This window comes from Brenneria populi (assembly GCF_036016195.1).
Lineage (GTDB): Bacteria > Pseudomonadota > Gammaproteobacteria > Enterobacterales > Enterobacteriaceae > Brenneria > Brenneria populi.
This window is the reverse complement of record NZ_JAYWTM010000006.1, coordinates 260,775-279,027: the sequence shown is the minus strand read 5'-3', so window position 1 is coordinate 279,027 and position 18,253 is coordinate 260,775. Positions and strand designations below refer to the sequence as shown.

17 protein-coding genes are annotated in these 18,253 nt (G+C 46.7%); 2 read left to right on the top strand and 15 right to left on the bottom strand.

All coding sequences use genetic code 11. The features are described 5' to 3' along the window. Positions 1-107: 107 nt before the first annotated feature. The 5 genes from VSX58_RS08725 to VSX58_RS08705 form a co-directional block, all read right to left on the bottom strand. Positions 108-1,124 (bottom strand): YqaJ viral recombinase family nuclease, encoded by a 1,017-nt coding sequence (locus tag VSX58_RS08725; protein WP_327617725.1) that lies wholly within the window; start codon positions 1,122-1,124, stop codon positions 108-110. Positions 1,125-1,184: 60 nt separating this feature from the next. Continuing rightward, the gene (locus VSX58_RS08720) at positions 1,185-1,328 is read right to left on the bottom strand and encodes a hypothetical protein (protein WP_285438279.1); all 144 of its coding nucleotides are present in this window, start codon (positions 1,326-1,328) and stop codon (positions 1,185-1,187) included. A gap of 81 nt (positions 1,329-1,409) precedes the next feature. After that, positions 1,410-2,228: a phage recombination protein Bet gene (gene bet / locus VSX58_RS08715; RefSeq protein ID WP_000414662.1), complete on the bottom strand. Its 819-nt coding sequence runs from the start codon at positions 2,226-2,228 to the stop codon at positions 1,410-1,412. A 79-nt stretch (positions 2,229-2,307) separates the two neighbouring features. Then, positions 2,308-2,727 (bottom strand): single-stranded DNA-binding protein, encoded by a 420-nt coding sequence (locus VSX58_RS08710; protein WP_285438280.1) that lies wholly within the window; start codon positions 2,725-2,727, stop codon positions 2,308-2,310. Between the two features lie 15 nt (positions 2,728-2,742). Continuing rightward, the gene (locus VSX58_RS08705) at positions 2,743-3,069 is read right to left on the bottom strand and encodes a plasmid-related protein (RefSeq protein ID WP_088585952.1); all 327 of its coding nucleotides are present in this window, start codon (positions 3,067-3,069) and stop codon (positions 2,743-2,745) included. 367 nt (positions 3,070-3,436) lie between these two features. On the opposite strand from VSX58_RS08705, the gene VSX58_RS08700 reads away from it, so the two are divergent. Both VSX58_RS08700 and VSX58_RS08695 read left to right on the top strand, forming a co-directional pair. Then, entirely contained in the window at positions 3,437-4,039 is a 603-nt protein-coding gene (locus tag VSX58_RS08700) for a hypothetical protein (protein ID WP_327617724.1), read from the top strand. Between the two features lie 108 nt (positions 4,040-4,147). Continuing rightward, on the top strand, positions 4,148-4,822 hold the full coding sequence (locus VSX58_RS08695) for an endonuclease (RefSeq protein ID WP_327617722.1): 675 nt from the start codon (positions 4,148-4,150) through the stop codon (positions 4,820-4,822). A gap of 54 nt (positions 4,823-4,876) precedes the next feature. Here the strand turns inward: VSX58_RS08695 and VSX58_RS08690 are convergent, their stop codons facing one another. The 10 genes from VSX58_RS08690 to VSX58_RS08645 all read right to left on the bottom strand — a co-directional run bounded on the left by VSX58_RS08690 (position 4,877) and on the right by VSX58_RS08645 (position 17,957). Next, entirely contained in the window at positions 4,877-5,395 is a 519-nt protein-coding gene (locus VSX58_RS08690) for a hypothetical protein (RefSeq protein WP_193239989.1), read from the bottom strand. 19 nt (positions 5,396-5,414) lie between these two features. After that, on the bottom strand, positions 5,415-7,688 hold the full coding sequence (locus VSX58_RS08685) for a dynamin family protein (protein WP_327617721.1): 2,274 nt from the start codon (positions 7,686-7,688) through the stop codon (positions 5,415-5,417). 9 nt (positions 7,689-7,697) lie between these two features. Next, complete coding sequence (locus VSX58_RS08680; RefSeq protein WP_011788505.1) at positions 7,698-7,946, bottom strand: hypothetical protein; 249 nt, start codon at positions 7,944-7,946, stop codon at positions 7,698-7,700. A 241-nt stretch (positions 7,947-8,187) separates the two neighbouring features. Continuing rightward, on the bottom strand, positions 8,188-11,880 hold the full coding sequence (traN, locus tag VSX58_RS08675; protein WP_327617720.1) for a conjugal transfer protein TraN: 3,693 nt from the start codon (positions 11,878-11,880) through the stop codon (positions 8,188-8,190). 2 nt (positions 11,881-11,882) lie between these two features. Further along, the gene (locus VSX58_RS08670) at positions 11,883-12,911 is read right to left on the bottom strand and encodes a TraU family protein (protein WP_004249369.1); all 1,029 of its coding nucleotides are present in this window, start codon (positions 12,909-12,911) and stop codon (positions 11,883-11,885) included. Beyond that, positions 12,895-14,022 carry a TrbC family F-type conjugative pilus assembly protein gene (locus tag VSX58_RS08665; RefSeq protein ID WP_327617719.1) on the bottom strand — a complete coding sequence of 376 codons (1,128 nt, stop codon included), beginning with the start codon at positions 14,020-14,022 and terminating at the stop codon, positions 12,895-12,897. The genes VSX58_RS08670 and VSX58_RS08665 overlap by 17 nt, the downstream gene beginning before the upstream one ends. A gap of 7 nt (positions 14,023-14,029) precedes the next feature. Beyond that, the gene (locus tag VSX58_RS08660) at positions 14,030-14,542 is read right to left on the bottom strand and encodes a S26 family signal peptidase (RefSeq protein WP_172665238.1); all 513 of its coding nucleotides are present in this window, start codon (positions 14,540-14,542) and stop codon (positions 14,030-14,032) included. Continuing rightward, positions 14,526-14,873, bottom strand: a complete 348-nt coding sequence (locus VSX58_RS08655) for a hypothetical protein (protein WP_004249366.1) — start codon at positions 14,871-14,873, stop codon at positions 14,526-14,528. Before VSX58_RS08655 ends, VSX58_RS08660 begins: the two co-directional genes overlap by 17 nt. Further along, a complete protein-coding gene (gene traC, locus VSX58_RS08650) occupies positions 14,866-17,265 on the bottom strand; it encodes a type IV secretion system protein TraC (protein ID WP_024008831.1) in 2,400 nt (799 codons plus the stop codon). Before traC ends, VSX58_RS08655 begins: the two co-directional genes overlap by 8 nt. Continuing rightward, positions 17,265-17,957: a DsbC family protein gene (locus VSX58_RS08645; RefSeq protein ID WP_001228926.1), complete on the bottom strand. Its 693-nt coding sequence runs from the start codon at positions 17,955-17,957 to the stop codon at positions 17,265-17,267. The genes traC and VSX58_RS08645 overlap by 1 nt, the downstream gene beginning before the upstream one ends. Positions 17,958-18,253 lie beyond the last annotated feature (296 nt).

Below are 18,253 nucleotides of genomic sequence, written 5' to 3'. Positions count from 1 at the left end.
AGCTCGCTCTATCATTCGTACCCAGCATTGGCTTCGAGTGAAACTGCTTTCTGATGCACTCGATGTAAGCGCATGAGAAAGGAGCCGAAATCGGCTCCAAGTGAACGTTAAAAATAAAATGAGCTCGGCGAGTCACCTGGCAGAACCAAGTTCTCTTGCTCAAGGCTGATTTTGATTGGTGTTTCAACGGGCTGATCTGGCTTATTGGTGCTGATGCGCAACCGCTCTTGTGGCGTTTTTCGGTAAGCGGCTAAAACCTTTTCATCCAGCTCGCCTAACTTATCGGTGGCCAATTGCTTATAGTCCACCGTGCCCGCCATCATGTAGCGGCTGAGTTTGACCCCAGCATAATCCGCATGAGCGTAGTTACCCATCATGGCGACCAATTTTGACTGAGCGTCTCGCATTTCCTCTTTCAAAGATTTAATGTGATTTTCCAGTCGGACAACTTCAGCATGTGCTGAGCAATACTGTCGAGACAGCGATGTCCAACGGTATTGGGCTTCACCCTTAGGAACAAAACAATCTTGCTCAGGGCATTTTGACGGTTCTTTTTTGGTCTGTACTAACTCCCAAAACTGAAGCGCTGTTTCTTGCAACTCAGTTAAGAACGCCGCGTCTCGTTGTATTTCAAACTCAATCAGTTGATCCTCAAAATAGAATACCAACCAACCACGCGTACTATTGGCGACCAGTATTTGATGCTGTACTTGTACCCAATACAACTGGTACGCCTCGCTTTGTTCTCGGTGAGCTTGCACATCCTCAAAAACTGACTGGCAAGGACATTTCAGTTCAACGGGTTCGCCCGCATCGTTGATGCCATCAAAGCTGGCTCGAAAGATTGCGTTATGATCGGCTTCTGCACATAACGGCAGAAGAAAGTCATTATGCGCATTCTCAAATGCTCGCCTTGCTTGGGGCTCCAACCGTATACCGCGAAGCACATTTGGATTATTCGACAGGTCTTCCGGTAATACGAATCCGGTTTTTTCTGCCCATAATCGCCAAGGTGTTTTGTAGGGTGAACGCCCCATAATAATTGGGGCTTCAGATGCCGTAACCCCTGCAATGCGCCACTGGTGCCATGCAGGAGTACGTTGTGATAGGTCGATAACCTTCATATTGCCTCCTTTGAAGGGAGACTCCCCCGAAGGAGAGAACTCCCCTTCAGGGTTAAGTGGTTACTTTGCAGCTTGTGCTAACGCTGTTTGGTGCTGAACAACACTTGCATGAAGCGAATCAATTGCCGTTTTACCGGCTTGAATCGAACCTACGACAAGGGCAACAACCAATACCAAGCGAAAAAGTGAGGCTGATTTAGTCATGGAAGATCTCCAAAAAAAGACGAGACCTTCCCCCTGACGGGAGAATAATCCCGCCAGGGTTAGTAAAATGAATGCGTGGCTCTAAGAAGCTAAAGGCTGTGTGAGCGCTTTGGCTGCTTGTTGCTGTGCATTAAATATTTCTTGTTTCGCAAACGTCAGTTCAACACCTTGAAAATGTTCATTGGCATATTCCAATGCACTATTCCAAGCGTTTGAAGCTTCCGCCCGCTCGATAAGCTTGTAAACAAGCCCTCGGGTTCGATCATCAACTTGCTCGGGTGGAATCACCGATGGCTCAACAACGTGTGTTGCTTGGCCTTCGATAATTCGCTCCGCTTCGTCTTGATCGAAAATTCCCACAAAGCCAAACGCAATGCGGGAACACTGGATCATGGATTTATGTCTTAGCATTCGCTTAGTGTGCGTCTGCCATGGACCATCCACACGGTAAGGGCCATTTTTGCCGTTACCTTCAAAAGGCGGTCGATAGACTTCATCCAGATACTCAGTGATTTTGACTGGGTGCGAACGGTCGCGCCGATAGATGATGCATTCCATCCATTCAGGGCATTCTTTCGCGCCATCCAGTGAGACTTTGTTTTCTGAAGTCTTAAACTCCATGCCATCAAACTGGTCGTGTTGATTGATGATGCGAGACCATCCATCGACACCTACCACTGGAATAATTCCAGCTTGTTTATCAGGGAACGCAAAAATCTCTTTGGTGAAAGGGTTCAAGCCGTACTGATCTGCAACCACCAAGAGCGCCATCATCTGCTCATTGGTCGGTGCACTACCGTCACGTTGCTTGAATGCTGTTGCTTTTAGGGTATCGAACAACTTGTTTGGATCTACACTAAAGCGCTCAGCAAAGCGTTGGATTAGCTTTGGTTTTTCCATTGTGGACTCCGACAATCAAAGTGGGAGTCTGACCCTGACGGGAAAGTACTCCCGGCTGGGTTAAAGCGTTTTTGCTCGGTTAAAAATCTGGTTCAGGATAAGTTTGTGCCCAATTAGTTTGGGAGCCTGCATCATCCGTCGCTGATGGCTCAGATGCTTTGTTCACACTATCAAGAAGCAGAAACTCGTCCGCGTCCACTTCGGTCAATCGATGCTTAGTGCCATCTTTCTCCCATGATCGCGTGCGCTGAGGCCCTTGAACAAAAAGCTTCGCTCCTTTTTGGATCAAATCTTTTGCTCTTAGCCCTAACTTAAATCCACCACGATCTCGAAAAACAACCCGATGCCATTCCGTATGCTCTTTGAGCTCATTGGATTGACGGTCGCGCCATTTCTCAGAAGTGGCCAGCGAAATGCTGGTCACCAAATCACCTGATGGATAGGCTCGCGTCTCTGGCTCAGCGCCAACGTAGCCTATGAGTGTTACTTGGTTTTTCATGATGTTCTCCTCGTCTTAGTTGAACTCTGTGCACACAGTCGCTTCTACCCGGCTGGGCAAAGAAGACTGACGACGCAGATAGGTTGGTATTTCGAGTAAAGCCATGTCGTACTGATGTGGCTCTTTGTAAAACGCAGATGTCAAACGGGGCATACCAGGAGCTTTAGGCACTGCCATTGGACGACGTTTTGGTGTGGGTGTGAGCAATCGCTTGATTTGAGTAAGTACAAATCGAAACGGGCGCACGCATTGACGAGCAAGCAATCGCAAAAGCGACCAGCTCAGTTTTGCAAGCAACATAATGCCTGCGATTTGGATAATAAACCCGAAGATATATTCCATTGGTGACTCCTTAATTTGGTTTTGAAGGAGTCACCCCCAACTGGGGAAAACTCCCCCAGTTGGGTGGTGAAAAGGCGAACCGTAAGGAACGCATGGTTGAGCATGTAGAAACATGCAGGCTATTTGTTTAAGGAGGCTAGCTACCTCTTAGTGCCACTGAGAAAACTCAGCGGCGGGCTTCCTTTGAGCTCATGCTCTCAGGCGCAGATATCACTGAAACAGATCAGCAATATTTGATAGTCAGTGTAACCGTCTTATCCAGACAGGATAGTCAGAAAGATGCTCAATTCTTCCACCTAGCTGAAAGGCCATTACCTCACAGAGGATTAGGCTAGGGACTGATTATTGTCATATCAGGAGCAAACTTATGGCCCAAGCAAAACCCAATTACTCAAAACCCATCTTTGAACAATCATTCACAATTAACAGCTTACAGGCGCAACGTGTCGTTGACCGTGTTTTTAGACGGACGGTCAGTGCGCTTTATGGAATCGATGTCATCTTGCGCATCATTGGCGATGAGAACGAAATTGATGAAGTGGAACAAATCATTAGCCAGTTGATCGAGGATTGCGCTAAGGCGGTAGACAACGAACAAGCTCGTTTGGACAAATTGATGGAGTCCAACGGCATCGATGAAGTACCTGAATACACCGACCCGATTACCTTTAACGCTAAAATCAGCTCGCCTCAGGTTGGCCAGTTTGTCGGCTTAGTTCGCAAACTCGATGCGTTGATGATCTCAATGGACACACTCTGGTTATCAAGCGTGCTTAGCAACAAGCAACGTGTTGATGGTAACTACGCATGGCAACAGCGCATTATCAAACTTGCACGACGCATTATTGATATCGAAATTCGAGCACGAAAATCAGCCCAAGCTAAGGGTAAAGAAGCAGAGGTTGAACAAGCGGTGCCTTTAACCGATGACGATATCACTGAAGAGGAAACAGATACCCCCGCCAACTAGCCAACTAGGCTCCCATCAACCAGCCCCTCTCGAAGGGGCTCTTCATCTTGCTGTATTTTCTATCAAAATCATTAAAATGAATTTAACTGTCATTTTTGGCCAAGCTACATGAATAGAACTAATTTTTTCGTTACTTTCTTTATAGCGTTGTTCGCTATACCTGCAATTGCAGAACACCCCACATCGTTCAGTCAGGCAAAACGATTTGCCCGAGAAATTTACCAAGACAACCAGAGAACGTTTTACTGTGGATGTAGCTATAACAATGATGGTGCAATTGATGCTACATCTTGCGGATATGAACCAAGGAAGCAACCGAAACGAGGTGAACGCTTAGAGTGGGAGCACGTAGTCTCAGCTTGGGAAATTGGCCATCAACGCCAATGCTGGCAAAATGGTGGTCGTCGGAACTGTGAAAAGAATGATCCTGAGTTTTCTAAAATGGTGTCGGATCTCCATAACCTTGTACCATCAGTAGGAGAGCTCAATGGGGATAGATCAAATTTTCGATTTGGCATGATTCCGAATGAACCAAGAGCCTACGGTCAATGTGATTTCGAAGTTGATTTTAAAGACCGCCGAGCAGAACCACCAGCTAACCGTCAGGGTGATATTGCTAGAATTTATTTCTACATGCGTGATCAATACGGCCTAAGACTAAGCAGGCAACAAACTCAACTATTTGAAGCTTGGTCAAGAATGGACCCTGTTGATGAATGGGAAATTACACGAGACAATCGAATTAAAGCCTTACAAGGCAATAAAAACCACCATATAAAATAGATAATAATAGGGGCAGTATGCCCCTATTTTAGATTTCCACTAATTAAACTGTATTTATCTTGAAATCTCACTTTGCAACTTAGCTACGAATGGATCTATGGATCTATCGTATTCATTGTAGTGATCAATGCCCGCCATTGAACCATATTCATCGTCAGCTTTTTTTGCAACATTGTTGACCTCCGAGTTTAAATCTGTGAAAACCAACAACGAACCATCAACTTCCCCAAAACTCTCACTATAAGTAGGATTTAACAACCTTACAGTGCTAGACAAATTACCTAAAGCCGCATTAAAACCGGAAACGTCTAAGATCGCATCGGCTTTACTTGAGCCATCCAACTTAACAAGTTCAGACTCTCTATCACTAAAAGCCTTTGATATTAGCGACTTCCTATTCTCAAGTATTGCTTCTCGTATGAGTTTTTTCCTTAACTTTGTACGAGTAGACTTCGCAGAAGATAGTGTACTACTTGAACTTGAGCTATATGATGGCTCATCATCTTCAGTAACAGCATCATATATTTTTTTTGCCCCCCATATAACAAGAGGAGCGGCGAACCACCAAGCCATAAATACCTCCCATCAAGAGTTAGTCGCTAGACTTAAGAATTAATAACGTGTCATCGATAAGTGAGACACATACATCAACTTCATCAATATCATATTCAACTTTCGCATCAGCCTTTAAATTTTCAATATACTCATCAGTTTTGATAATTAGCTCATCCAAACCTGCTTTGATTGCCTTATATGTACTATTCCAATACTCAGTTACAGCTCTCTCTATGTCATCAAACACCGACTCTTTACGAATTGCTTCTGCGGCTTTTTTTGCGAGTGATTTTTGCCAACTACCACCAGCTAGTCGATATATTATGTAACCAATTGCCGCAGCAAGAGCTATACCTATGGTAATAGGGCCACCGATGGCTGCAACGAATGAAGTTACTGTAGTAACACTTCCAACCAACCCTAAAGACACCAATACTCCAGCTGCCTTTCCAACTAAAATATAGGCACCTAAATTACTTGCTATAGTCGATACATATAACGCCATAGCTCCAAGACTTCCTAATCCCGCAAGACCTCCAACAAAAGCCGCTCTCGAGTTAAATGCACTAAACTCTGCACCCAATCCAGATATTTCGGTATCAATTCCTGTAGTTGAGATGGTGGGGGCAGCTTCCTGCCATCTCAACAACAAAGAATCTAATTCCGTCGATACGGCTTTACCACTAGTCTTTAATGTGCTTTCTAATTTTGTAGTCAAAAGCTGACCAATATAATTGCCTAACTCAGATTGAGCCTCTTTCTTGTCCGAATAGGTGTCATTGATAAGCTCTTCGAGACCTTCAACAGAAGTATTGTATTTGTAATAGGTACTCATAACATCCAAGTCGTGTTTTTTGTGGCTATTACATGATTCAATGAGGGAGTTAAAATCTTTTATCAACTGAGTAGACAACTCACGAAATCGCGCATCCTTCTCGTTAACCTCCTTAATTCTTTCGAAAGTCTCCGATTTCTTGTTCTTTAGATTATCAATCTCACTCAATAGCATATTTTCGATATTCTTTAGAATATTAGAAATATACTTATCTACTATTGATGCTTGGTTCAAAGTTAGAGACGAAGCCATTTCGGTGATTTTTCGCAATGTATCACTACGATAGTCATTATTTTCACGCCAAAATGGTTGAACTCGTGCTGTTAGTTCTGAACTTTCTGGTAATTGCGTAATAAATCCATCTTCCATCCATGATGAAAATATTAAATTATCTAGTTGCTTTTTAATTCTCTTGAAGGTTACACGACCTACAGCTTCCACATCATCCCTGCTTATTTCAGAGTGACAATGAGACTGAATGAACATTAAATGATCAAGTGGTTTCTCCTTATCCACTGGTGGTCTCTGCCTGATGATATTTGATGCAAACCCTAAATCACTATCTTTGAAAAACCCGGTATGATTTGAAACAAAAACAACACCATCAGCAAGTTCTACACCACCGAGAGCCTTCTCAGTATCAGACTCATCTGAACCGTTAAGATCCCCTGGGGTATCCAACAACCAAACCGAACGAAGTATCTCGGAATCTGAAAAAACAATTGCGATATAAGCCTCATTTAATACATCATCTTCATGATTGTGCACTCCTAATCTATCCAATATTTCTGAACCACCTTGTTCAATTAAATATTTTTCGACATCAAATGGTGAATGAACCATATGCGGCTTAAAGCCCTTCTTAAACACAGCCACATTTCCTGAAATTGTTTCAGGCTTATCTGATTCGTGCATAAGAAGATTAACAACACATGTTGCTGGTTGGTATTTGGTCGGGAGCAATGACTGATTGATAACAGTATTAATCAGTGTTGACTTACCTGCATCAAAATGGCCAAAACATCCAATTACAGGCTTTCTATTAAGTCCATCTACTACAGCCTCAAGCTGTTCAACCTTACTTTTAAGCCCTATTGAATCGATATATTCATGATTGTAGCAATCGATACTATCTTTCACTGATGAAATAAGCGACTTCGCTGCCTCTACCTTAATTTTGATAGTTTGCTCACCAACTTCTGACATAATATAATCATCCTCTTTATAAGTGTATTCCGTTAAAATTTCATAATACTTGCTTGGCTGAATCCCAACAGCTGATAGATACCCAGCAATCTTAATTGCATCAGCATTCATTGGTTGACTTTCAATTCTTGAAACAGCCCGTTGATCCAGTGTTCTTCCAATTCCAAAAACTTCAGATCTTGCAGCAACATCACTTTGGGACAAACCCGCATTTTCTCGGCTTGAAATTAAGAAAGTTCTTAAACGCTCATTTAGTTCATCGTGTTTCATTTTTCAGACCTATGATTTCAGCCACTTGTATATACCGTAAGTTCCAGCACCAATCGCCAATGGAGCTGCCGCAGTAATTGCAAGTCCGGCAACCATTCCACCACCAACTACACCACCTATGGCGGCAAGACCGGAAGTGACACCAGCAGCGCTTAAACCTGCAACGGAACCTGCCGCTGATACGGCACCAATTGAACCACCTACACCGCCGAGGCCACCAACAGCACCAGCAACTTTCGCTTTATCTTCCATTTCCATACCAACCTCTAGACAAATATGACTAACACACCATCAATTTAGACAATTAAGTCTAACATGTCAACAAGTCAGACCTATTTGTCTAAGTTTTTTACGTGAAATGTAAATTGAGAACTGTACAGCTCAGCACGCAAGGAATACAAATTCCAAGGTTGGGTAATGTTTTCTCAGAAGTTCAATGGTTATTTCATATCGATATAGAAGGCTTTGCATCGCAAAGCCTTCTGTTCTAAGAGTGCGCTCAATTATTCCCCGAAATTTCTTCCGTCGCCTCCTGACGCAGTTTCTGGGCATCCATTCCGTTTAGCCGTTCAATGGCTCTGTCTGCGGCACTTTGACGGTTTCCATCCACGTTTAGCGTACTTCCTGAGCCTGTGAGTCTCTCAAGATCCAGTGATGGTATTTCGGGTAGGTTGCCTGTTATCGACAAGATACCTATCCATTCATCCAGATTGACTTGGCTCCAATCCACCTGGTTTAACTGACTCGCGGTCAATCCTTCACAGTTGGGAGATTTCGCACTGCCCCAGCCAAGGCCCAATTGCGGACGTACTTGTTCCTGAATGATCCGTGAAAGCGGCGAAGTAAAGCAGCAATATGACTGCCGTTTCTCAACACAGGCACCTAAGAACTTAGACTTGCAGTAAGAGCCTACATAATGGCAACTCTTCAATACCCGCTTAGCGTTCATTTCAAACTCACTCTGCTCACATTTCCAGATAAGTTGAATGAGGATCATAGTGACTGAATAAATCATGTAGGCCGTCATAACTGTACTCAGAACCGCACCCGCAGCGCCACCCAAGGCAAAGTTACCGCCCGAAACGACACCATCGGCTCCAACCGCGCCACCAACGTTGCTAAACAGTGCCGATTGCGCCCCCGAACCAAAGGTCGTACCTACCCATTCAGCCGTTTTGTTGGTCAATACCTGCATGAAGCCAGTCGCAGCTTGCTCCGCTCCCGCGCCAGCAGCCGTTGATGGCCCAGCCCCTATGAGAGAGTCCCATGCAGACACAAAAGGCTCTTTAACCGCACTCCAGGTACTCGTTATCGGTTCCCTAAGCGTATTCCACGAACCATAGATTGCCGACGACGGATTCATGGCCATGACTGCTGTATCAAGCTTGTTAACTGCCACTATCATCGTGATGTAATCCGATAACGACACGCCACTTGGCTTTTCACAGCAATCCACTATACCGCCAACGGCTTTTTTGCACTGGCCTGCATTACCTTTAAAAACAGTACACTCGACGTTATCTTGGCCATCAGCTCCCGTGCATGACATATCATTGGTCATAAACTGCGCCGCATTAAGCATCGCAGCGGCTTCTGCAAAGTTAGCCTGCTTAATTGACTCTGGCTCTAAACAATCTGTGCCCATACAGCGAACTGGCCCCTCACAGTTGTATTGAGTTTCCATTCGAGCGTTTTGCACTTCAACGCTTTGTCCGCAGTCATACACCAAACTTTGGATATAACAGAAGCCTTCATGACCAGCCCCGCCTTCAGTGCATTCGGTTCTGACATACTGGCAGGCCGGGTTTTGCTCCAGCGCGGAACACGTATTGGTGGTCGTGTTTTGTCCGTTATTGACGATGGTTTGTGTATTACCATTGGCATCTACCCAGCTATCTGAGCTGCCCATGTTGAACTCTGGATGAGCAGTCGAAGCATTGTAGGTCGCTTTTGCCCTCCAGCATGAGAGCCCCAGTCCATCAGAACTGCCGCGACTGGTTAAATGAGCAGGAGACGAAACAACAGCCGGATAAAGGCTTCCAAGATTGGCCAACTCGCCACTACCAACCGTTAACCCGTCGATTCGTTTTGTGCCCGTATCCAAACACTGCCACTGCACCGCAGTAAACTGATCCGTTTGCATCAAGCATTGGTCTATGCCCAGATCACTTGATTGATGAACAACGTCTTGCTCTAAGTATTTGCCAGAGAAGGTCAATGAAGCGCTCAGTTTTGCAGGAGCCAAACACTTCTGAACTTCTCGGCTGCAAGTATCGAAATCGACTTTGTTCCAGCCGGATTCACATCTGGAACGAGTGACTTCCTGAGGTTCATGCCACGAAATAATTGACCCATTAACGACCTTGCACAATGAGCCAACCAAGGTTCCTTTTGGACAGGTCATTTCAGGGTACTTAATGGACGGTTTCGTCTCAGTCACCGTTTCCTTATTGCCCGTCAGTGAGAGTGTCGTTTTCCAACCATTTGCCTTGGATGGCGACTCGGTGATTTTTATCTCAGTATTTTGATTATCAAAAATCCTCAGTGTCGCGTTTCCAGTTTGCATGGTGGTGCTGTGCTGTGGAACAAAACTGATGGTTTCAGAGCTAAAGCAACCGCGCTCAATGGACCAGCTTTGTTGATGGGTTTCAGCGGATACACGTCGCTCTAACTGACACTGAGTAAGCGTGCTGATCTTCTCGCACACCTGGTAATCCGGTACATGCTTGGTTTCAGTAAATGGCGTAATCGTCTGAGTAGGCTCACAAGCCTCAAAACTACTCGGCATAAGATTGGATACCACGCACTTTGGATCGCTGGTTTGTAATCCACAGTCATAAGTATCGGTAAAACGAATGCATTCACCCTTATCATTGGTCTCGGCACATTCTGACGACATGAAGCCACAGGAAGGATTCGCTTCAAGCACTTGGCAGGCCTGATTTTCAATCCCCTTATAGCTTTCGTCATCCACACTGACTTGTACACGCCGACACAAAGGCGATATGCCAGTCACAGGGCTTGGGGCAAAGTAGGATTCACAAACTGAAACACCATTGACCACCGTACATCCGTTGGTTGAAGAAGGCTGATCCGTGCATTGAATGCTGTAGTCTGAAAACTTTGTCGGGATATCCGCTGCTTGTTCGATACAGGATTGTGGCGACCAACTATCATTCATCACTGCCTTGGTTGGATCAAAGCGCACCTTGATGCGTGCATAACCCTCACCACTACCTGTTACCGATACGCGAATTTTTACTGGCACTTCTAAACCGGGCTCTACCGCTTTTAGCTTGGCGGTGAGGTCAGTATTAGGATTGCGCTCCCAACTGGTACTAAGCTCGCAGCGGCCAGCCGTTTCTGGTGGAAAGTTATTGTTCGGCCCAGACCACACTTTCTGATCGCCAAGCCAAACTTGCATGTAGTCATCCCATTTGGCGTACTCAAGAACGGCTGAGGTAATCGCATCGGGGTTCACGACTTTGAGTGTGATGGCCTGTTCAAACACCTTACAACGGCCACTCCAGTAGTTGTCGCCAATTCGTCCTATCCAAACTTCAAGACACCCCTCACCACAAGAGCGAAGATTCATCGGTCCTGAAACATGCTCAATGATGCCAGCCGTGTAATCGTGAGTGATAGTGCAGCTGTTAACCGCTGTATTGAGCCTGTCACATTGCTGGTAATTTGGGCTGCCTTCACCTTGAGACTCACAGCCGGGGAAGCTTTGGGTTAATAGATTGGGGTCAGTTTGAACCGCATCAGTTAATGCCCAAAGCGGATCATTGACCATATCTGGCCGAGACCTGTCTTTGATTTGCTGTAGCGAGCGAAACGCCTCACCCGTAGCGCCACTTTCGGATGCCATGCTCTCTTGGCGCTGCGTCCCTAATTGATTCATGCTGGCATCAGAGCCATAAACGCCCGTTAAGACATCTAATGAGCCTTGATCCATACCAGGAAATAGCTCTTGCAAGTTAATGGACTCATTACCACTGCCACTCGGCACCAACAGTGTATTGCCGTTAAGTGCGGGCATCGTCCAGTTTTGCAGCAATTGCTTACCTTCTTGTTGTCCGCTTAAGCCGGATTGGCGCTGCACATCAGCGGCCACACCATGTAAGGGCAAGCACGCCATAGTGATTGATAAGACACCCGCTAAAACTCGGGTAAAAAGTGTTGGTTTCATAGTTAACCTCCCGAGTTACAGCAGTCTTGCCAGCGCCACAAAATGTAGAGCGCATCTTCACCGGCACCTGGGATTGTTCGCCACTCTCCCCATTTCATGGTGCTTTCACCGATGACATGCGCACTTTCAGTTTCCGGTACAGGGAAGAACATACTCATCTTGTATTGGGATTTCGGCAGCATGGGTTCGATAACAGGTCGGCATAGCGCACTGTTCCCCATTGTTCGCCTAGCAAGACCACGCCTGTGTTGAGCCGCGATTGCACGCGCCGCTAAATGGCTGGTGTTTTCTGCTAATGAGCCAAAGGCTAAGGTGTGGCCAGATAAGGGATAGAGATGGCCCCAACTGCCAGCACACCAAAACAATTGGTCGATGGGTTTACCAAGCGTTGATGAGGCAGCGTCAGCGGTACAAGCCGAAATAGCCAATGGATTGGCAACGGCAGCCGCTTCAGGCTGAGTAAAAAAGGCCAGTTCATCGTTCAGCCATGTTGGGTCCAATTCCGACAAATACATCAAGTCAAAGTCCATGTAACCATCGGCATTGCAATTGCCATCCATGAACAAATCGAGCATGACCAAAAGCGGAAAGGCATAATAATGGTAATGGTAGAAAGCGAGATCACCGGTATCGTATTCACCCTCGCCATGACCACCTTGCAATCGCCTATCACCTAACGGTAAACGAATCCCTCCCAGGGAAGGCGAGCAACCCGGCGTTCTGACCAGTTCAATCAGACGCGCTGGCTCCCACATGCTGGTAACAATACCTGGCCTTGGCACGCCTAAGTTGTCTTCACATAAGCAAAATGACTTGTTTGATGCGCCGCTTGGGACACTGCCAGAGCCAAGTGGAAGACCTGCAACCCGGATAGGAAAAATGCATGACCAGCAAACATCCGTCAGCAACTTACCCGACAATAAACCCGCGTCTGGGCAGGTTAGTTCGGCTTTAGCAGGAATAGATGCGCCCAGGACAAACATGACAACGAGAGTCCGCAACAGACGATACGTATTATTGAGCTTTTTCATGAACAAGCTCCTTTGCTGGAATTTCTTCTATTTCAAACGCGAGTCCCTTTGCTTGAACAAACGATGGGGTGACTTGCAAATCAAAGCGCTGCTTTAGCGAGGCATTGAGAAGGTAAACCGGGCTATCCAATGTCTTTTCGAGCGCATTGAGGCGATTCCAGCCTTGGGCACGGTCGAGCTGCGTGGTGATAAGCGTAATGCGGCGCAGTGTCCTATCTTGCGTCTCAAGCCAATGCGCTACTGCGTCCACTTCTTCAGCGTTCGACGCATTAAACACCACAAGCTGCTGAGTAAACGGCAAGGCTTTTAGCGGGTTAATACGCGTTCCTGCTGGGATCAATGTTCGGCCATTAGCATCCAATAGTGGCCGCTGCATGACGATGGTTGGATCAACCATTCTTATCCGATACTGCGTGGCTTTGGGTAACTCAGTAAATGTTTGGCGAGACCAGAAACGCTCAATGGCTTTTTTCTTTAATGCGCCCAGGTCAATCGACTGTAAGCGCTGCATCGCCACTTGCATCAAATCCAGTTCTAAAATGGAATGAATAGGACCGCGTTGACCCAATGATCCGGTATTGCCTGTTTCAATTTGACGTTGCAACCAGTCCTTGCTGTAAACCCCTAGTGCACTTGCAGTCACCTTGTCATCCTCTATGCGGAATATGGCAGGCACGCTAGTCACCCGCCAGTGCACAAAGGCTTTAGGATCGATTCGAACCTGAGGAACAGGATCAAGCCCTGTCATCAGCGTATGCCAATCACGGATAGCCGCCCCCAAGGTCTTTCCTTCAGGAATTCCCCGAAACAACACAATAGCGCCGGTAGCACTGGCCTCTTTAAATAGCTGCTTCAGTGAGGAATCCCCCAGTGAGGACGACGCAAATATCAACCATTCATCGTCGTGTTTGAACGACGCAGGTTGTTCAATCGGTGAAAAAGGCTCGATAAATTCAGATGAACCATCCACAGCACTGTGTAAAATGCTGCGGCTCATTTCAACGATCTTTTTGTCCTCGGCAGACAACGGATAAGGCTCTTGTGCCCAGGACACTTGAACCCAAGCCAATGGAGCAACCAACAAAAATAAGAGGCATAGTTTTCTCATCATCCACCTCCTACCAAAGCGGCCAAGCGCGACCAACAATCTGCTCGCGCTTAACGGCATTCCAATAGCGGGAGTCAAAACTCGTTGCAGCCTCACCGGAAAACCAATATTCGTTTTCTTGCAGCGTCAATGAGCGGCTAAATTCTATTTCAGCCACACCAAGACGCTGGGCTAATGCCATGCCGGTAGAGACTTCAGCACCGTTCACCAGCACATGCTCAGGCGTCACCTTGACTTCATCCCCTGGCATCCCTGTTAGGCGTTTCAGCATCCGAGTACCGTCGTTATATAACGGAGAGAGTCCTTTTGAGTGGAAGGCATACAGACCATCCTTAACGGGCTCTTTATTCCATAGGTCAATCAGATATATCGTGGTATCAGGCAGGCAGCGCTCTTGCTGGGTATCAATACCTATTCGGTAGCGCATCATGGCGTAGGTGCCTACCAAGGCCATGATTAACGCAAGAACAGTCAACCGGATGAGATATGGCCGCCAAGGCATTCTTTTACGGAGTATCTGCATGAGACACCTCCTTTGAGCCTACTGGCACGAATACAGAATCATCTGCACCCACCACCGCTTGGGCATCCAGCACGATAAAACCGGCTGCTTTTAACTTTTCAATTTGCTGATTGGTCTGAAGCAACCTGGATTCGATGTCTTGTTCGCTGGCATTGGGGCCCAGTGACAACACCGCCTCCCCAAAATCCACGACTGCAATGGGCGTACTTAACGCCAACTGGCTGTGGATGGGTTCGAGTGTTTTCATTAAGAGCCAACTGGTCATTAAACCGCTACCAGCAATAGACAAAGTAATAGAGGCCATAAATGGCCAAAGCGTGGACTTATTCATAGCCTCGCTCCTTTAACAACTGGGAGATGGCATCAGCAACAGAAAGGCCTTTGCGCGTTAACTGCTTAATCGCGTTTACATCTTCTGCACGGGACGAGTACAACAGCTTGTGAAACGGATCGACGATGAGGCGGCCAATCCCGGTGCCCATTTCGGTAATAAAGAAAATTTCGGAATAGACACCCGTGACGGTATGAACCGTTTTCAAGTACTCATAACCGCCTTCACCTAGTGGCAAGCGACCTTCTTTTTTGAGCGCGTTGATGGTTTCAGCTTTTTGGCCAAGCAGGTACATATTGGCCGAGTTTTCAGCGATGGCTTTACCTGTAGGGCTGTCGTATAAATCGTTGACCGACTGCGTTACCGTTACAGCACTGCCTCCATATTTTCGAAATCGACGGTAACCCGTCTCGATGAACTTACCGACATCACCTTGAGTCAGCAGATCCCAGGCTTCGTCGATGAACACAATCTTTCGACGATCACGCTCACCTAAGTACATCTCTTGTTGGATTTGGTAGATAAGCTGAAGCAACACCACTTGTTGTAGATGCTTACGCCCCTTGAGCTCTTCTAACTCCAGAACGGTGAAACGGTTTTTGAAGCGAATATTATTGTGGCCATTAAAGAAGCGGCCATATTCGCCCTGTGTCGTAAACGGATAGAGCTGCTCACCCACGTCTTGCACACGTCGGTCTTCGTGATTTTTCAAGGCCTCTGCCACATCATCAACTAACATGGCACGACCTTTTTTCTCCCACAGTTCACGGGTCTGACGTTTTAAGTTGGCCATCTGAAAATCCGTTAATGACTGCGTAGGTGCGGCCATTGCGGCCAATAACCCAACCAGTACATCCGCTTCTTCGTCATAGTCCTCAACGATTTCAAACGGATTTAAGCAAATGCCACTGTCCCGCCCGAACTGTAAGAACTCACCGTCATAGACTTCACAGAGCTTTTCATAAGAGCGGCCAACATCAATTACCCAGCATTGCCCGCCTTCAGATAAGTAGGAGGAGATGATTTCGTTCACCAGGAATGACTTGCCCGATCCCGATTGCGCCGCGATGCAACAGTTGTAATTACTGCCCGAGTCATAAAGGGACACACTCATGATCTGGCCATTGCGGGAAACAAAGTTAATCACTGGCGTGCCCGTGCCTTTCCAATCTGCAAACAAAGGCAACAGAGGGATCACATGCCGTGTCGCCATGGTCTTGAATCGAAACAAGTCGTTCATCGCCTGGCGATCAGCACCAAATGGCAAAGCATTCAGGAATATGGGCAAACAGAAGTACTTATCTTCCATCAGTTCAAATCCGAGTTCTTTGAAATAGGTTCGAGCATTTGAAACAGAGCTGATCGACGCTTCTTCCGTTGGTGAAAACAGCGTCAAAGTCATATTTGCCCGAATAGGACGATCACCTTCTTGCAAGGCTTCAAAAAGAACATCAAATCCCTTTTTCTTGGCTGCAAGCACCGGCACAAACTTGAGCATTGGGCCATAGGCCTGATTGACCGCCCATTGACGCTTCGTCTCTAGACGAGATCGCATGGCCTCGGCTGAAGGAAAGTGAATGGTGACATTCAGCAAAAAGCTTCCGCGTAAACCGCGACTGCCCGTCATCATATCGCCCGCAAAACTTGCGGCATGACCAAACCAGATCCGTTCAGGCAAGCGCTTAAACGATAAGGTTTTAACTCGGTAATCACCCAACATCAGACCTTGGCTATCCACTTTGATAGCTCGGTCATAATCCAACACTTGCTCTCGAAGTGGTTTATCAGCCTCACTGCGGATTGGTGATGGATTGCGCCAGGAAGCATCTTTTCCCCAGTTAAGCTGCGCACTTAATGCTGCGAGCCAATTTCGGTCAGTCATCTCCGTGACGCGAAAACCAACTGTTGCCAGCGCCTGCGAGAAAGAAGCCCGAAGCGCGGATGCTCGACTCAACTCACGCTCCGTCGGTATAGGACTTTCCAAAGGCAATTTGCAGGTGACGATCAGTTGAAAGTTGCGTACCTGAGTCTGGGTCGATTCTTCTATCGGTTGAACCGTGCCCCCATCGAGGAAATCCGCACGTTTGCGTATCGACGCCCTAAGCAATGGATCGGATTGACGATGCCGTAAGCCCATCATGCGCTGAAGGTCGGTTTGAATATCAGGCGAGGCGTACAGGCCAAATTGCAGCAAAGTGTCTTTTGGCCAGTCGTTGTTGAGTAGAACATTAACCCTGTCTGCAACAGACTCATCACCACCAGGCAATGGGTCACATAGAAAACCAAAGCCAACACTCTGGTCTTCCATGAAAAACAGTTGCTCATCGTCTGAATAGGCCAATACTGGCAAGAGCTCTGAAGCGCGTTGCCCTGAATACAGAGAGGCTTTCATTAACGCCCCTCCAACCAAGCAGAAAGATCATAAGGACGGCCTCGACTGATGCGACCATCATTGGCGACGATGAAAGGCACACCTTGAATGCCCAGGATTTGAGCCGTCACCAAGGTACGCTGCATTGGTTCTAAGTTGCAGGCATCATCCTGTTCTAGGTTACCAATCCGGCCATTGAGCAATGCATCGGTGGCCGCTTTCTTGTCACGCGCACAGCCAAGCTGGCGAACCTGACGCTCTGAATCAGGACCAAGCACTGGCACAGGGAGAATTTGGAAGGTGTATTCTTTGGTTAGCGGTAGGGCTTGTTTCAAAAGCTCATGGCAATGCGGACACCGGGGATCAACAAAGACCACCACTTTCTTTTTGCCTTCACCCAGCGTCAGTGGATTCAAATCATCCATTTTTAAGCCAAGACGACTTAAGTCCAGCGTGTTACCCGCTTCACGAATTTCTTCAAGGCTGGTAAGCGGCTTTTTCGACCAGGCATCATAGAGCGTGCCATCAATGACGAACCGGCCACTGTCTGACATGAAAACAATACGGCCATTGCTTTCGACCGCTTTCATACCGGTGACCGGCAAAGAAACCATGCCGTCAATTTTGCCAACGGGCGACACTTCAGACACAGATTCAGCTTGAACCAATGGAGACAGCGCAAGCGCCAGAATAATTGGAGATAGTTTTCGCATGAGGAGTCCTCGTTAATGTAAATCGAGGCTCCAGTCTATGCAGTTGTCCTATGTGGACTCGGTTAGATAGATTGAAGAATTGGATGCCTTGCTAGGGTGCCACTTGTTGTTGCGCACTATTAGTTCAGGTATAGCTTTCATTCTGGCAGCCTTACAGGCTTCCCCCAATTCATCTAGTTTATATAAACCCGCTTTTTCACACTCTGGGTGTTAAAATTCATCACTGTGTAAACTAACCAAGTCCTTTTAATACCTCCAGAAGTCAAGTTGACAAATTTGACACCTTTTAGCGTCAT